1 protein-coding gene is annotated in these 453 nt (G+C 61.8%); it reads right to left on the bottom strand.

Annotated elements, in window-relative coordinates; genetic code table 11:
* The coding region (locus tag DBR22_RS23200; RefSeq protein WP_441296259.1) for a hypothetical protein at positions 1–223 on the bottom strand (223 nt) is incomplete at its 3' end.
* Positions 224–453 lie beyond the last annotated feature (230 nt).

Raw genomic sequence — 453 nt, forward strand, 5'->3', positions numbered from 1 at the left:
GCTGGGAGTGGCCGTTGTCGATGAGCGCTTGCCGGTAGTCGGGCGGGAGGTAGTGCGCGTGTACGTCGATTTTTCCGGCGGTTCTTTTCGTTTCAGCGTGGGTTGAGGCGACGGCCGCCTGCGGTGATGCGCCGGCCAGGCTGGCGGCGGCCACCGCTCCAAGCGCGGACTTAAGTGCGATGCGGCGGCCAAACGCGGCCTCCTTGAGGGATTCAGTTTCCATATTTTTTCCTTCTGGTGGTCCGTCGGTCTGACGGAAAATGTGATGGGTTGTGGCGTCAGCGTGCGCTCATAGTTGGATCGAACTGGATGACTTCGTGGGTGGCCAGTTGGAATAGCCGGTAGGTGCGGTGTAGGTGATGGAAACGACGAACATGCGCTTTCCCTTGCTTAGACCGGTTGTGAGTGGAGCCCGAGGGCGGTGGGGGCGTGGGTGCCGGTCATGAGTGCGGC

Origin of the sequence: Arthrobacter sp. HMWF013 (assembly GCF_003061105.1) — a bacterium.
Classification (GTDB): Bacteria; Actinomycetota; Actinomycetes; order Actinomycetales; family Micrococcaceae; genus Arthrobacter.